General features: G+C 62.9%; 11 protein-coding genes. 9 read left to right on the top strand and 2 right to left on the bottom strand.

The window, feature by feature from the left end; translation table 11 throughout:
• The first annotated feature begins 22 nt into the window (after positions 1–22).
• The 8 genes from lnt (at position 23) to NCT04_RS02280 (ending at position 9,180) form a co-directional block, all read left to right on the top strand.
• The gene (gene lnt, locus NCT04_RS02315) at positions 23–1,687 is read left to right on the top strand and encodes an apolipoprotein N-acyltransferase (protein ID WP_250463122.1); all 1,665 of its coding nucleotides are present in this window, start codon (positions 23–25) and stop codon (positions 1,685–1,687) included.
• 253 nt (positions 1,688–1,940) lie between these two features.
• Positions 1,941–2,957, top strand: coding sequence for a glycine--tRNA ligase subunit alpha (gene glyQ, locus NCT04_RS02310; protein ID WP_250463120.1), 1,017 nt, complete (start codon positions 1,941–1,943; stop codon positions 2,955–2,957).
• 17 nt (positions 2,958–2,974) lie between these two features.
• Positions 2,975–5,074 (top strand): glycine--tRNA ligase subunit beta, encoded by a 2,100-nt coding sequence (gene glyS, locus NCT04_RS02305; RefSeq protein WP_250463116.1) that lies wholly within the window; start codon positions 2,975–2,977, stop codon positions 5,072–5,074.
• Positions 5,071–5,631, top strand: coding sequence for a D-glycero-beta-D-manno-heptose 1,7-bisphosphate 7-phosphatase (gmhB, locus tag NCT04_RS02300; RefSeq protein ID WP_250463113.1), 561 nt, complete (start codon positions 5,071–5,073; stop codon positions 5,629–5,631). Before glyS ends, gmhB begins: the two co-directional genes overlap by 4 nt.
• A 25-nt stretch (positions 5,632–5,656) precedes the next feature.
• Complete coding sequence (locus NCT04_RS02295) at positions 5,657–6,430, top strand: lysophospholipid acyltransferase family protein (RefSeq protein WP_250463110.1); 774 nt, start codon at positions 5,657–5,659, stop codon at positions 6,428–6,430.
• Positions 6,431–6,521: 91 nt separating this feature from the next.
• Entirely contained in the window at positions 6,522–7,403 is an 882-nt protein-coding gene (locus tag NCT04_RS02290; protein WP_244827054.1) for a M48 family metallopeptidase, read from the top strand.
• 124 nt (positions 7,404–7,527) lie between these two features.
• Complete coding sequence (gene gloA, locus NCT04_RS02285) at positions 7,528–7,914, top strand: lactoylglutathione lyase (protein ID WP_244827053.1); 387 nt, start codon at positions 7,528–7,530, stop codon at positions 7,912–7,914.
• A 336-nt stretch (positions 7,915–8,250) separates the two neighbouring features.
• Complete coding sequence (locus NCT04_RS02280; RefSeq protein WP_250463107.1) at positions 8,251–9,180, top strand: DMT family transporter; 930 nt, start codon at positions 8,251–8,253, stop codon at positions 9,178–9,180.
• Between the two features lie 86 nt (positions 9,181–9,266).
• On the opposite strand, the gene NCT04_RS02275 is transcribed toward NCT04_RS02280, so the two are convergent.
• Together NCT04_RS02275 and NCT04_RS02270 are read right to left on the bottom strand one after the other, a co-directional pair.
• Complete coding sequence (locus NCT04_RS02275) at positions 9,267–10,280, bottom strand: DedA family protein/thiosulfate sulfurtransferase GlpE (RefSeq protein ID WP_244827051.1); 1,014 nt, start codon at positions 10,278–10,280, stop codon at positions 9,267–9,269.
• Positions 10,281–10,729: 449 nt separating this feature from the next.
• On the bottom strand, positions 10,730–11,410 hold the full coding sequence (locus NCT04_RS02270; RefSeq protein WP_350029495.1) for a FadR/GntR family transcriptional regulator: 681 nt from the start codon (positions 11,408–11,410) through the stop codon (positions 10,730–10,732).
• 592 nt (positions 11,411–12,002) lie between these two features.
• On the opposite strand from NCT04_RS02270, the gene dgoD reads away from it, so the two are divergent.
• Positions 12,003–13,151: a galactonate dehydratase gene (gene dgoD / locus NCT04_RS02265; RefSeq protein WP_244827048.1), complete on the top strand. Its 1,149-nt coding sequence runs from the start codon at positions 12,003–12,005 to the stop codon at positions 13,149–13,151.
• Positions 13,152–13,159 lie beyond the last annotated feature (8 nt).

Below are 13,159 nucleotides of genomic sequence, written 5' to 3'. Positions count from 1 at the left end.
TCCGCCGTCAACCACGTATTCCATGACCGACTCATCGTTCCGTCTTCTCTCGCGCCGACGCGCGGCATCTGAATCCGCAACCGGCAATACGCCCCGCGCTCTTCCCTTCTGGCATTACCTCTTGGCCGCCGTGCTCGGCGCGGCCAACACGCTTTCGTTCGCGCCGACGCCGCATGGCGGCTGGATCGAGCTCCTGCTCTTCACGCTGTTCTTCGCGTGGCTCTCACGCACGACCAGTTGGAAGAGCGCGGCGGCAACCGGCTGGGCGTTCGGTTTCGGCAATTTCGTCACGGGCGTGTGGTGGCTCTATGTCAGCATGCATGTGTACGGCGGTATGGCCGCGCCGCTCGCGGCGGCCGCCGTCGCGCTCTTTTGCCTGTATCTCGCGATGTATCCGGCGTTATCGAGCGCGCTCTGGGCGCTCGTCGCAGGGCGCGCGCGTTTCGGCGATGAAGATGCGGCCACCGTGCAAGATATCGAAACCGCGTCGCGCTACGTACCCACCTGGCACGGCGCGTTCGCCTTCGCGAGCGCGTGGGCTATCGGCGAGTGGTTGCGCGGGCTAGTGTTCACGGGCTTTCCGTGGCTCGCAAGCGGCTATGCGCAAGTCGATGGACCGCTCGCGGGCTTCGGTTCGGTCGTTGGTGTATATGGCGTTGCATGGGTGCTGGCGCTCGTCGCCGCGCTGATCGTTCAAACGGTCTATCAAGTCAGCCGAGCGCGCGCTGCGCGTTTTGTACCGGGCGCGGTTGCGCTCGCGCTGATCGTCGCCGGCATGCTGCTCTCGCTCGTGCAATGGACGACGCCCGCCAACGCGCCGCTCACCGTGCGGCTCCTGCAAGGCAATGTCAAACAGGAGATGAAGTTCGAACAGGCGGGCGTGGATGCATCGCTCGCGCTTTATGAGCGACTCATCACGGAGAAATCCGCCGATCTCATCGTGACACCCGAAACCGCGCTGCCGGTGCTGGCTGTTCAGGTGCCGCATGATTTCGCCGCCAAGATTCGCGGCTTCGCCGACAATACGAAGTCATCGATCCTGTTCGGTGCAATTGGCGTAACGGTTCTGCCCGATGGCCGCGTGACCGACTTCACGAACAGTCTCTTTGGCATCACGCCGGGGACGCTCGATGTCTATCGCTACGACAAGCATCATCTCGTGCCGTTCGGCGAATTCGTGCCGCTCGGGTTTCATTGGTTCGTGCAACTGATGGGCATTCCGCTCGGCGATCTCGCGCGCGGGCCGATCGCGCAGAAGGCGTTTTTCGTGCATAACCAGCCCGTAGCCGTCGATATCTGTTACGAGGACATCTTCGGCGAAGAGATCGCGCATACGATCCGCGAGCAGGAAGCGCCTGCGGGCGTGCTGGTGAACTCGACCAATCTCGCGTGGTTCGGCAATACGATCGCGCTCGACCAGCACTTGCAGATCGCACGCATGCGTTCGATCGAAACCGGCCGGCCGATGCTGCGCGCGACCAACACGGGAATGACCGCGGTGATCGCGGCGAACGGCGATATCGTCTCGCGTCTGCCGACGTTCACGACAGGCGTGCTGGAGGCGACGGTGCAGGGAATGTCGGGGCGCACGCCTTATGTGACGAGCGGGAACGTCACCGTGATTGCCGTTTCGTTGTTGTTGCTCGCGTTGGCATTTGCGTTTGCGCCGGGGAGAAAACGCTCGTAAATGCGACTGCGGCGTGCGCTCATGCCGGTGCGCGCGCCGCATCGATCCAAGCTGCCGAGTCACGCGAAGGCTCACCGCGCATGGGATCGGTCCAACACCCTATCCGCGCTCGGCAACCCATACGCAAGCTCCCCCACCCCGCCATACGCTAGAATTGAGAGTTTCGGTATTCCGCCGAGCTTCGGGTCCGTGCCGTCACGAGCACCATGACGTCTGCGTCCACGGCCGCGTCCGGTCCGCATCAAAGGCAATCATGCTCACCTTTCAGCAAATCATCCTGACGCTGCAGTCCTACTGGAACGACAAGGGCTGCGCGCTTCTTCAGCCGATCGACATGGAAGTCGGCGCCGGCACCTCGCACGTTCATACGTTTTTGCGCGCCATCGGCCCGGAACCGTGGCGTGCCGCCTACGTGCAGCCGTCGCGCCGCCCCAAGGACGGCCGCTATGGCGAGAACCCGAACCGCCTGCAGCACTACTATCAGTATCAAGTGGTGCTCAAGCCCGCGCCGGAAAATATCCTCGATCTCTACCTCGGCTCGCTCGAAGCGCTCGGCTTCGATCTGAAGCAGAACGACGTGCGCTTCGTCGAAGACGACTGGGAAAATCCCACGCTCGGCGCTTGGGGTCTCGGCTGGGAAGTCTGGCTGAACGGCATGGAAGTCACGCAGTTCACGTACTTCCAGCAAGCAGGCGGTCTCGACTGCAAGCCGGTGCTCGGCGAAATCACCTACGGTCTGGAACGTCTCGCGATGTATCTGCAAAAGGTCGATAACGTCTACGACCTCATCTGGACCGAATGGCAGGAAGACGGCCCGAATGGCCGCGAACTGCGGCGCCTTACGTATGGCGATGTCTATCACCAGAACGAAGTCGAACAGTCCACGTATAACTTCGAACGCGCGAACGTCGATCTGCTTTTCACCTTCTTCAACAGCTATGAAGCCGAAGCGAAGAAGATGATCGAAGCGAAGCTCGCGCTGCCCGCCTACGAACTCGTGCTCAAGGCCGGCCACACATTCAATCTGCTCGACGCGCGCGGCGCCATTTCCGTGACGGAGCGCGCGGCGTATATCGGCCGCATCCGCGCGTTGTCACGACTCGTCGCGCAGGCGTATTACGATTCGCGCGAAGCGCTCGGCTTCCCGATGCTCGGCAATCCGGTGCACGCCGCAGCCGGGCTCATCACCGACAGCGAGGAAGCGGCGCGTCCCGCCTGGGCGCCCGCGTTGAAAGTCGAAAGCAATCCCGGCAACACCGAACAAGCTTGACGAGAGACGACAGAACAATGACGCAATCCACTTCCGCTTCTCTGCTCGTCGAGCTGTTGACCGAAGAACTGCCACCGAAGGCGCTCGCGCGTCTCGGCACCGCTTTCGCCGAAGGCATCGTCGAGCGTCTGGCCGCGCGCGATCTGATCGAAGGCGCGGCATCGTTCGAAAAATACGCCACGCCGCGCCGGCTCGCCGTGCTGATCGAAAACGTGCGCAACGTCGCCCCGGAAAAGCAGGTGCGCGAGAAGGTGCTGCCCGTGACCGTCGCGCTCGACGCGAGCGGCAATCCCACGCCGCCGCTCGCCAAGAAGCTCGCGGCGCTCGGCTTTCCCGACTTCCCCATTGGTGAACTCGAACGCGCGCAGGACGGCAAGGCCGAAGCGTTCTTCCTGCGCTACGCGGCGCCGGGCGCAACGCTCACCGAAGGCTTGCAAGCCGCGCTCGACGAAACCTTGGCCAAGTTGCCGATTCCAAAGGTCATGACGTATCAGCGTCCGGACGGCGCGAGCGTGCAGTTCGTGCGTCCGGTGCAGCGTCTGGTCGCGTTGCATGGCCGCGATATCGTGCCGGTCAGCGCGCTCGGCGTCGATGCGGGCGACACGACCATCGGTCATCGCTTCATGTCGGAGGGCTTCGTTGCAATCGCTCGCGCGGACGACTATGCCGAAACGCTGCGTACCAAGGGCCATGTCGTCGCCAATTTCGACGACCGCCGCGAATCCATTCGCACGCAGTTGCAGGCGTTCGCGGGTGAAGATCGCGTCGTGATGCCCGAAGCGCTGCTCGACGAAGTGAACGCGCTGGTCGAATGGCCGGTCGTGTATCAGTGCCGGTTCGACGACGAGTTCCTGCAGGTGCCGCAGGAATGTCTCATCCTCACGATGCAGACCAACCAGAAATATTTCGCGCTCACGGACCAGGACGGCAAGCTGCGCTCGCGCTTTCTGATCGTCTCCAATATCGATACGAAGACGCCCGGCGAGATCATCGAAGGCAACGAGCGCGTGGTGCGTCCGCGTCTCGCCGATGCCAAGTTCTTCTTCACGCAGGACAAGAAGAAGCGCCTCGAAGACCGCGTGCCGCAACTTGCGAACGTCGTCTACCACAACAAGCTCGGCTCGGCCTTGCAGCGCGTGGAGCGTCTCGAAGCGCTCGCGGGCGAGATCGCGCCGCTCGTCGGTGTCGATGCCGCCCTCACGCGCCGCGCCGCGCGTCTTGCGAAGGCGGACTTGCTCACCGACATGGTCGGCGAATTCCCCGAATTGCAAGGCACGATGGGCACGTACTACGCACGCCACGACGGCGAACCGGAGGAAGTGGCGCTCGCATGCTCGGAGCACTATCAGCCGCGTTTCTCGGGCGACGACACGCCGTCCACCGGCGTCGGTTGCGCGGTGGCGCTCGCGGACAAGCTGGAAACCATCGTCGGCATCTGGGGCATCGGCCTTGCGCCGACGGGCGAGAAAGATCCGTTCGCGCTGCGCCGTCATGCGCTCGGCGTGCTGCGCATCCTGCTCGAAAAGAAGATGCCGATCGACCTGCGCGAGCTCGTCAACGCGGCCCAGCGCCAGTTCGCCGGCATGCCGCAAGTCGCGGATTCGACCGAAGCAATCTACGCGTTCTTCCTCGATCGTCTGCGTGGTCTTCTGCGCGAACGCGGCTTCAACGCGAGCGAAATCGACGCCGTGCTGAGCCTGAATCCTACGCGTCTCGACGACATCGTCGCGCGTCTGGATGCCGTGCGCGAATTCGCCTCGTTGCCAGAGGCGGCATCGCTCGCGGCGGCCAACAAGCGCATCTCGAACATTCTCAGAAAGTCCGAGCAAGGCGTGCCGACGGCGGTCAACCCCGACCTGCTCGTCGAGGCTGCGGAGAAAGACCTTTACGCGCAGATCGAAAGTGTCACGCCGCGCGTGCAGAGCCAGCTCGCCGCACGCAACTACACCGAAGCGCTGACCGCGCTCGCCGCCCTTCGCGCTCCCGTCGACACGTTCTTCAACGACGTGATGGTGAACGCGGAAGACCCGGCGTTGCGTAACAACCGCCTCGCGCTCCTCAACGCATTGCATCAGCAGATGAACTGCGTCGCGGACATCTCCAAACTGGCCGCATGACGACGATGAATCGCAAACTGGTCATTCTCGATCGCGACGGCGTCATCAACGTCGACTCCGATGCCTTCATCAAGTCGCCGGACGAATGGGTCGCCATTCCCGGCAGTCTCGAAGCCATCGCGCGGCTGAATCAGGCCGGTTTTCGCGTGGCGATCGCATCGAATCAGTCGGGGATCGGGCGCGGCCTGTTCGACATGGCCGCGCTCAACGCCATGCATCAGAAGATGAATCGCGCGGCGGCGGCAGTCGGCGGGCGTATCGACGCCATCTTCTTTTGTCCGCATACGGCCGAAGACCAGTGCGATTGCAGGAAGCCGAAGCCTGGCATGTTGCAGCAGATCATCGAGCGCTTCGAGATCGACCCGGAAGACACGCCGGTCGTCGGCGACTCGCTGCGCGACCTGCAAGCCGGCGCGGCACTCGGCTTTCCCGTGCATCTCGTTCTGACCGGCAAGGGACCGATTACGCTCGCGGAAGGCAATCTGCCCGAAGGCTTAAGCGTTCACAAGGATCTGCGCGCCTTTGCGCTCGACTATCTCGCGCGGCATCGTGACTGACCGGCCGCCGCATCACTGACCTTCCATGCGCTTCATCCGTTCGTTGCTGTTGATGCTCTACTTCGTCGCGTACACCGTGCCGTACGCGACCGCGTGCTTCATCGCGTTCCCCTTCATGCGGGCCGACAAGCGTTACTGGATGGCGGCCGGCTGGTGCCAGTCGACCATCGTCGTGTTGCGCTATCTGGTCGGCATTCGCTACGAGATCGTCGGCATGGAGAATCTGCCGCATGGTCCGGCGGTGCTGTTGTCGAAGCATCAATCGGCTTGGGAGACGCTCGCGTTTCCGGCGCTGATGCCGCGTCCGCTCTGCTATGTGTTCAAGCGCGAGCTGCTCTATGTGCCGTTCTTCGGCTGGGCGCTCGGACTCCTGAAGATGGTGCATATCGACCGCAAGCAAGGCCGCGATGCGTTCGTTTCCGTCGCGCGGCAAGGCCGTGCGCGCATGGACGAAGGCGCGTGGGTCATCATGTTTCCGGAAGGCACGCGCACACGCACCGGCACGCAGGGCAAGTACAAGACGGGCGGCGCGCGCTTCGCGGTGGCGACGGGCGCGCCGGTCGTGCCTATCGCGCATAACGCGGGGCGGCTCTGGCCGCGTAATTCGTTCATCAAATATCCGGGTATAGTCACGGTGTCGATTGGCCAGCCGATCGACACTGCCGGACTCACGCCCGAGGAAGTGAACACGCGAGTCGAGAGCTGGATCGAAATGGAGATGCGCCGCATCGATCCGCTCGCGTATGCGACGCCCGACGTGCGACCGGGTGAACCTGGCGCGGCGGGCGCTGGCCGCTGACGCGGTCGTTCGCATTCGCATCCGATCGAGCCGCGGCGTGCCTTTCTCGTTCTTCTCGTCATTCCTGCGCCGGGAGCGCAAAGCCGAGCCGATGCAGAAGCAACCTTCGCGACAGCGCCCCGCCGTCGCGCTCGATACCCTGCAACTCGATCTACCGTTCGAGCATGCGCCCGAGTTCTGTGCGCCATCCACGGCGCCCGCGCCTCTGCGCGGCGAAGTTCCTCCTTCAAGCGCACCACTGCCGGAAGGCGTGCGTCAGCGCCGCATCGTCCTGGGTGCGCGCGCGCTCGACTATCGGCTAAAGCGGTCGGCGCGGCGCACCATCGGCTTTTGCATCGATGGCACCGGACTCACCATCACCGCGCCGCGCTGGGTGACGATCGCCGATATCGAAAGCGCGATCGGCGGCAAGCAAAGCTGGATCTTCAAGAAGCTGACCGAATGGCAGACGCGTGTGGAAGAGCGCGCGTTGCCGCGCATCGACTGGAAAGACGGCGCGCAGTTTCCGTATCTCGGCAAGACCATACGCGTGGCGCTGAATGCGGGCGCAGGATCGCTTTCGTTCGATGACGAGACCGGCGTGCTGCGTGTGCCGCTTCCCGCACTCGCGGATGCGCAGCAGATCAAGGACCGCGTGCAAGGCTGGCTGCAAAGCGAAGCGAAGCGCATCTTCGGCGAGCAGCTCGCGGTCTATGCACGAAAGCTCGGCGTGGAATACCGGGCGTATGCGCTTTCGTCGGCGGCGACGCGCTGGGGCAGTTGTTCGAGCGATGGCAAGATTCGCCTGAACTGGCGGCTCATTCATTTTCCGATGTCGATCATCGACTATGTGGTCGCGCACGAGCTTGCGCATCTGCGCGAGATGAACCACAGTCCGCGTTTCTGGCAGACCGTCGAATCCATCTTTCCCGAGTTCCGCGAAGCCCGGCATACGCTCAAACATCATCCGCCGGATCTGCTGCCCGCGCTTTGAGCGCCCGTCAGCGCGCGCCGCGGGTGCCCGGTACAATTCGAGACGAGAACCGCGCGGCCCGACCAATCGATAAAAACGAACCGGGCGTGTCGTCTTTTCGCAATCAAACAACAGGAACCCCACCATGCGACTCCTTCACACGATGCTGCGCGTCGGCGATCTGCAACGTTCCATCGATTTCTATACGCGCATTCTTGGCATGAAAGTGCTGCGTCAAAGCGAGAACACCGAGTACAAGTACACGCTCGCCTTCGTCGGTTACGGCGATGAGAGCGAGACCAGCGTGCTCGAGCTGACCTACAACTGGGGCGTTGAGAAGTACGAGATGGGCACGGCATATGGTCATATCGCGCTGGAAGTGGACAGCGCCGCCGACGCGTGCAACCGTATCCGCGAAGCCGGCGGCAAGGTCACGCGCGAAGCCGGTCCGGTGAAGGGCGGCACGACGGTGATCGCGTTCGTCGAAGACCCGGACGGGTACAAGGTCGAGTTGATCGAAAAACATTCTTGATTGACGTCCGACGTTGGACGTTCGATTCAGCGCGATTGCGGCAATCGGAAGCGGCGAAGTGATGCCGTTTGCTCAAGCAGACCGTGCTTACCGCTTCCAAACGACGTGCGCTTGCGCACGACGGCGCTTGTCGTCAAGCCGAACTCGGCGTGTTCGAACGTCAGGCTGTGGGCGCATGACCGACCACGGCTAAGCCGGCCGTAATCATCGCGCTCGAACGTAAGGCCGGTCACGCTTTCGCATCACCGTCGTGCTACTTCTGGTTTTTCACGCGCAGCGTCACCACTTCGCTGGCACAATCGACGCTCCAAAACAGTGCGACGTCGATGCGTGAACATGAGCACATCCTCTTTCGCCCTGCGCCGCGCGCCCGACCTCACGGCCGTCGCCGTGATGATTGCGCTGTGCGGCGTGTGGGGCTTTCAGCAAGTCGCCATCAAGGAAGCAAACAGCTTCATTCCGCCGATGCTGCAAGCGGGCGTACGCTCGCTCATCGCCACTTTTCTGGTGTTGATCTGGACGCGCACGCGCGGCGTGCCGCTCTTTCAGCGCGACGATACCCTGCCCGCCGGAATCCTTGCCGGCATATTGTTCGGCGGTGAATTCGTCTGCATTTTCTTCGGCCTGAGTCTAACGACAGCCTCGCGCATGGCCGTCTTTCTCTATACCGCGCCCTGTTTCACCGCACTTGGCCTGCATTGGTTCGTCGCCGGCGAGCGGCTTGCGCGCACGCAGTGGTGCGGCATCATGCTCGCGTTTTGCGGCATGGCGCTTGCCTTCGCGGATGGTTTTCTGCACGGCGCGCCGCAAAGCGCATCGACCTTGCGCGGCATCGCAGGCGATACGCTCGGTGTCATGGCGGGCCTCTTCTGGGCCGCGACGACGGTGGTCGTGCGCGCCTCGTCACTCGCGCGAACGAGTGCGAGCAAGACGCTCTTCTATCAGCTCGCGGTATCGGCGGTCATGCTGCTCGCGCTCGCGGCCGTCACCGGACAAACTCATGTCGACGCGCTGCCGCCGCTCGCTATCGCAAGTCTCGTTTATCAGGCCGTGGTGGTGGCGTTCGTGAGCTATCTGACCTGGTTCTGGCTGCTCACGCGCTATATGGCGTCGCGGCTCTCCGTATTTTCGTTTCTGACGCCGATCTTCGGTGTGACCTTCGGCGTGTTGCTGCTCGGCGAGCACTTCACCGCGCGCTTCATGGTCGCTGCGGCGATGGTGCTTGCGGGCATCGCGCTCGTCAACCGGCGCGGCGGGAACGCTTGAATTTTTATTCGAGCGCCGACCTGGAGCATGGGCGCTTGCGGCTATCACCCGAGTAAGCCGGCGCGGCAGGACCGCCCGAGTTTCGATTACTCGGGCGCCGTCGCGCGGATCGTGACCATGTCGTCCATATCGCTGTCTTCGTGCGTATCGACGTGCGGCTTTTCCGGCGGAATGGATTCGATCGGATAGCCGTGCTTCTCCCACGCGTCCAGGCCGCCCTTGAGCGGACGCACGTTGGTGAAACCCTTGGCGCGCAGCCGACGCGAGATAGACTTGGCCGTCGCTTCGTTCGGGCAGACGCAATACACGACGACTTCGTGCTCCGACAGCAACTGATCGACGCGGCCGGGGGAATCGAGATCCAGCGCGACCGCGCCCGGAATGCGATACGGCTCCTTGCGGCGTATGTCGATTGGCCGTGCATCGTAGATGACGGGCGGCGTATCGCTTTGCATCATGGCGTCGAGCTGGTCGGGCGTGATGTGATACTTCTCCAGCCACTGGTGAAACTGCACGCGCCGCACCCATCGATACAAAATGAAACCGACGCCCGCGAGCACGAGAATATCGATCACGGTCGCGCCGTTCGCGCGAACCAGCACGACGAGGCGCGCGATCTGCTCCTGCAGCGCCGCGCCGCCTAGAATCCAGAAACTGGCCCAGGCGGTCGCGCCGATCAAGTCCCACAACACGAACACGCGCACGTCGATCTGCGTGGTGCCTAGCAACGGCGCCGACACGAGCCCGAGTCCGGGAACGAACTTGGACAACGCGAGCAGCGGCACGCCGAAGCGTTCGAACCAGCGACGCGCGGTGCGCAGCGTGGAGTCGATCGAGAGGGAGAAGCGCACCAGCGAGTTGAGGAAGCGTCGGCCGTAGAGACGGCCTGCCGCGAACCAGAGCGAATCGGCGATGAGCACCGCGAGCACGGCCGCGCCGAGCATCGGCCAAAAGGACGACTCGCCGGACGCGACGAGCGAGCCGGCGAGAATCAGCATCGGCGCGGCGGGGACCGGTACGCCAAGTTGCGTCGCGAGGACGCTGACGAACACGGCCCACGCGCCCCACGACGACGCAAGCGAAGTCGGGACGTGCGGCATTCAAACTCCTTCACGAGCTAGCGCACGGTTCTTCGATGCGGGCGTGCTTTCGGTGCGGTGCGCAAGGGCTCCACTTTATCGCGATCGTGAATGGTTTGCCTGAATGTAGCGGTGTCAGCGGGGCGTTTGGGTCGTGCGTGCGTGGCGCTGTCACTGCGGTGTGATGTGCGAGGAAGAAGGCGCGCATTGCCTTCTTGCCGATGAACGCCAGCCGGTTTGGCGACGACACATGCCGAGGTCGCAGGACAGATGGTTCATGCCTCCGATGTACGCCTCGATCTGCTGTCTGCTATCCGCGATTGCGTCACGCCAAAGCCGATTGGCCGGCGTGCGCCGTGCGCCGTGCGTCGTGCGCCGTGCGTCGTGCGCCGTGCGTCGTGCGTCGTGCGTCGTGCGTCGTGCGTCGTGCGTCGTGCGGCATCGCGCACGATGATCCACCGACGCACGCCTCAACTCTCGATCCGCGACCGCGTCACGCCGAGCAGATCGGCCATTGCGCGGCGAGCGGCGCCAGCATTGCGCGCGATGATCGCATCGAACACCGCCGTGTGTTCGGCAAGCGACGCGTTGTACACCTCCGCGCGCTTCGCGTTCAGCCGAAGCTGGCCTTCCAGCGTGCGTTCGATCAGCGCGCCAAGCGGAATCAGCAACTCGTTGCTGCAGGCGGCCAGCACGCACAAATGAAAATCCAGATCGGCGCGTACCCATTCGTCGACGTTCTGCGCGCCGACCATCGCCTGATGCGCGCGCGTGAGCCGCTCGCGCGTCTGCGCTTCGTGATTGTCAGCGGCGAGCGCGGCTGCGTATGGCTCGATCATCTCGCGCATCTCCTGCAGCTTGAGCGCGAATTGCAGCGGCGGCGCCACGCGCGAGTACCAGTCGAGCATGTCGGCATCGAGCAGATTCCACGCGTCCCTTGCGCGCACGCGCGTGCCGACCTTGGGCCGCGATTCGATCAGCCCTTTAGATGTGAGCGTGCGCAGCGCCTCGCGCAGCACCGTGCGGCTCACGCCGAAGCGCTCCATCAATTCGGCCTCGCGCGGCAACGAAGTCTGCGGCGCGAAATCGCCGCGCAAAATGGCCATGCCGAGTTCGTGAGCGACGCGGCCGTGTAAATCGCGATGAATGATCTCGTTCTCCTGCTCGTTTGCGCACGATTATCGGGCATTGGCCGAGTGTGCTGAAGCGGTTTCCTTGGAACCGAAGCGGCTTTGCATGGATAGCGGATGGGGCATGCGCGAGCGTCGCCATATCTCCACCACTCCACCATCCGACTGCTCGTGCACCGATCCGCGACTTCGCCACTCTGCTGTTTCACCTCGCACCTTGGTCACTTAACCATCAAGCCACTCACGACTCCCACTACGCCAACTCACCATCCAACACCTAGCGAATCCGTCATTCCGCCATTCCGCCATTCCGCCATTCCGCCATTCCGCCATTCCGCCAATCCATCAATCCATCAATCCGCCAATCCGCCTTTCCGCCTTTCCGCCTTTCCGCCTTTCCGCCTTTCCGCCTTTCCGCCTTCCGCCGATCCGCCGATCCGCCAATCCGCCAATCCGCCAATGCGCCAATGCGCCAATGCGCCAATCCGCCAATCCGCCAATCCGCCAATCCGCCAATCCGCCAATGCGCCAATGCGCCAATGCGCCAATAGTACTATTAATACTACTTCAAGCCGCGTTTTGCTAAGATAGCGAACCCGTTTAGGAGACGTCCATGAAAATCACGAAACTGGAAACCTTCATCGTTCCACCGCGCTGGTGCTTCCTCAAGATCGAAACCGACGAGGGCATCACCGGCTGGGGCGAACCCGTTGTCGAAGGACGCGCGCATACCGTCGCCGCCGCCGTCGATGAACTCGCCGACTATCTCATCGGCAAAGACCCGCGACATATCGAAGACTTGTGGCAAGTGATGTATCGCTCGGGCTTCTATCGCGGCGGGCCTATCGGCATGAGCGCGATTGCAGGCGTCGATCAGGCGCTGTGGGACATTCTCGGCAAGCATCATGGCGTGCCGGTTCACGCGCTGCTCGGCGGACAAGTGCGCGACAAGATCAAGGTGTACTCGTGGATCGGCGGCGACCGTCCGAGCGATGTCGCGAACAACGCGCGCGCGGTCGTCGAACGCGGGTTCAAGGCCGTGAAGATGAACGGCTCGGAAGAGCTGCAGATGATCGATACCTTCGACAAGGTGCAAGGCGTCATCGACAACGTGCGCGCCGTGCGTGAAGCGGTGGGACCGAATGTGGGCATCGGCGTCGATTTTCATGGCCGCGTGCACAAGCCGATGGCGAAGGTGCTCGCGCGTGAACTCGATCCGTTCAAGCTGATGTTTATCGAAGAACCCGTGCTGTCGGAAAACGTCGAGGCGTTGCGCGATATCGTCAGTCAGACGAGCACGCCCATCGCGCTCGGCGAAAGGCTCTATTCGCGCTGGGACTTCAAGCACATCCTCGCGGGCGGTTATGTGGACATCATTCAGCCGGACGCGTCGCATGCGGGCGGATTGACCGAGTGCCGCAAGATTGCCTCGATGGCCGAAGCGTACGACGTCGCGCTCGCGCTGCATTGTCCGCTCGGGCCGATTGCGCTTGCCACGTGTCTACAGATCGACGCCGTGAGCTACAACGCGTTCATTCAGGAACAGAGCCTCGGCATTCACTACAACAAGGGCAATGACCTGCTCGACTACATCAAGAATCCCGAAGTGTTCGCTTATGCGGACGGGATGGTCGCGATTCCTCAAGGACCGGGGCTGGGAATCGAGGTCAATGAAGAGAAGGTGCGCGAAATGGCGAAGATCGGTCACCGGTGGCGCAATCCGGTCTGGCGGCATGCGGATGGAAGCGTAGCCGAGTGGTGATTTCCTGA

The organism is Caballeronia sp. GAFFF2, assembly GCF_023631485.1.
GTDB lineage: Bacteria > Pseudomonadota > Gammaproteobacteria > Burkholderiales > Burkholderiaceae > Caballeronia.
The sequence above is the reverse complement of the archived record's forward strand: the minus strand, read 5'-3'. Positions and strand labels throughout refer to the sequence as shown.